At 75.9% G+C, this 2,005-nt stretch carries 2 protein-coding genes; both read right to left on the reverse strand.

Annotation, left to right across the window (positions count from 1 at the left end):
* Nucleotides 1–132: 132 nt before the first annotated feature.
* Nucleotides 133–1,041, reverse strand: coding sequence for a prenyltransferase (locus O4U47_RS31140; RefSeq protein WP_270681583.1), 909 nt, complete (start codon nt 1,039–1,041; stop codon nt 133–135).
* A 119-nt stretch (nt 1,042–1,160) separates the two neighbouring features.
* On the reverse strand, nt 1,161–1,580 hold the full coding sequence (locus tag O4U47_RS31145; protein ID WP_270681584.1) for a DUF2784 domain-containing protein: 420 nt from the start codon (nt 1,578–1,580) through the stop codon (nt 1,161–1,163).
* Between the last annotated feature and the right edge of the window lie 425 nt (nt 1,581–2,005).

Here is a 2,005-nt window from a genome sequence, read left to right on the forward strand (position 1 = left end):
GGCGGGGGGTGGTTGCGGGGGTGTCGGGCATTGGGGCCGGTGGCGGGTGCGGGTGGCGGGTCGGGGCCCGCTGTGGGGCCGGTGTGTCGGCGCCTCAGCGGGCCCCGCCGTCGTCGGTGGCCGGGGGGCGGGTCAGGGGCCGGTGTTGCGGTCGGGGGCGCCGGGGGTGAGGCGCCCGTAGGCCTGGTGGGTGAGCCGGCGGCGGATGGTGGCCATGCCGCGCCATTCGCGGGTGGCCAGTTCGGTCCAGTGTTCGCGGGCGGTGTCCCAGCCGCCGTCGGGGAGCTGGGTGGTTTCGAGGAGGTCGAGGTTGCCGTCGATCTCGGCGTCGGTGAACATGCGGCGGGCGAGGCTGCGGGGGTGGGGGGCGATGTCGAGGGGGCGGCGGACGGTTCCGGGGCGTTGCGGGTCGGTTTCGATGACGGCCCGGATCATGGGGGTGAGGCGGTCGAGGGCGGCTTCGGCGCGGGCGCGGTTGGGGGCGTGTTCGAGGAAGGTGCAGACGGCTTGGGCTTCGTCGGGGTCGGTCCAGTGGAGGGCGTCGATGCGGGTCCAGCAGAAGGCGGTGGCGCGGTCGCGCCAGGGGCCGGGGGTGTGGTGCTTGTGGAGGAGTCCGGCGATGGCGGCGGTGGGGCGCAGGGCGCCGTGGGGGTGTTGGGCGGCGACGGTGCGCCAGTGGGGGGAGGCCTCGGTGTGGCGGGCGGCGGGGGTGACCGGTGGGACGCCGCCGTTGGGGTGGCTGACGCTGGTCAGGTAGGCGGTGATGGCGGTGGCGTCGTCGTCGTGGATGGGGCCGAGTTCGTCGAGGTGGCGCAGGGCGTATTTGACGGTGAGGGGTTGGCTTCCGTGTCCGCGCAGGTCGGGGTAGAGGCCGTTGCCGTAGCCGCCGTCGATGTTGCGGTAGCCGTCGAGGACGGTGCGGACGGGTTCGGCGGGGCCGCCGGTGAAGAGGTAGGCGAAGCGGTGGCGGTCGAGGAGGCGCGCGGAGCGCGACATGAAGTGCTCTGCGGCGTGCAGGGCGTCGGCTTTCACGGTGGTCATGCCCCGATTGTGCACCCGCGTGGGTTGGGCAAACCTGGCCAACAGGCCCGATTTAGGGGATTTTGCCGCATTTATACGTGGGCAAATCGGACGTAAACTCCTTCCCAACGCCCGAATTCTCACGAATCCTTAACGGCACCGGGCCGCCGGGTGCCCCCGGAGCCCCCCGCCCCGCCGCGGGCCCGGCGGCGGACGGCCAGGACGGCGGCGCCGGTCCAGGAGGCGGCGACCGCCGCCGCCACCGCCAGCTGCGCGGTGAGCAGGTGCTCGGCGGGGTAGACGACGCCGGTCAGGTAGTGCTCGACGAAGCCCGCCGAGGGCAGCCCGGCCTGCCCGGCGCGCAGGCGCGCCCAGTCCTCCACGTGGGTGAGGGGGCAGTCCCAGCCGACGAGGGTGATGGCCAGGGCGTAGGCGGCGACGAGCGCGTGCGGCCACAGCAGGGCGGGCCACCGCCAGGCGAGGAAGCCGCCGAGGGTGACGTAGGCGAGGAAGGCGAAGTGCAGGAGCATGGCCGCCTCCCCGAGGAGCCGGTACCCCATGCCCCGACGGTATCCGCCGGGCGGCGGCCGGGCCAGAGAGCGGGGCGGCCGTCGCCGTCGCCGGAGCGTACTGCGCGGATCACAGCGGAGTCCTACGGGCGGACCGTCTCCTCCCCGCGGGGCGGACGCCCCGAAAGGCGGTGTCGCCACGCGCTGGGGCCCTCCAGCGGCAGTGTCGGCGCCGCCGACGCACGCGGCCGCCCGCGGCGCCCCCGCTCGCTTTCCAGACCTCCCCTGCCCCCGCTCCCCTCCCCCGCCCGTCGGCATGGCCGGGCGCCTGCGGGTACGCGTCGGGGCCGCCCCTCGCGTGACGCTGTTCCGAGGGGCGGCCCCGACGGGGCGCGGGGGCCGCGCGGGGGCCGTACGGCGGGGGGAGACCGTGGCGCGCTCGCGGCGGGGCGCGGCGCGCGCCCGCCCTGGGGCGG

Source organism: Nocardiopsis suaedae, from assembly GCF_027706745.1.
In the GTDB taxonomy this organism is placed as follows: Bacteria; Actinomycetota; Actinomycetes; order Streptosporangiales; family Streptosporangiaceae; genus Nocardiopsis_A; species Nocardiopsis_A suaedae.

Coding starts and splice junctions, on each gene's coding strand:
- O4U47_RS31140 (WP_270681583.1), bottom strand. CDS start 1,041: ATGACCACCGTGAAAGCCGACGCCCTGCACGCCGCAGAGCACTTCATG.
- O4U47_RS31145 (WP_270681584.1), bottom strand. CDS start 1,580: ATGGGGTACCGGCTCCTCGGGGAGGCGGCCATGCTCCTGCACTTCGCC.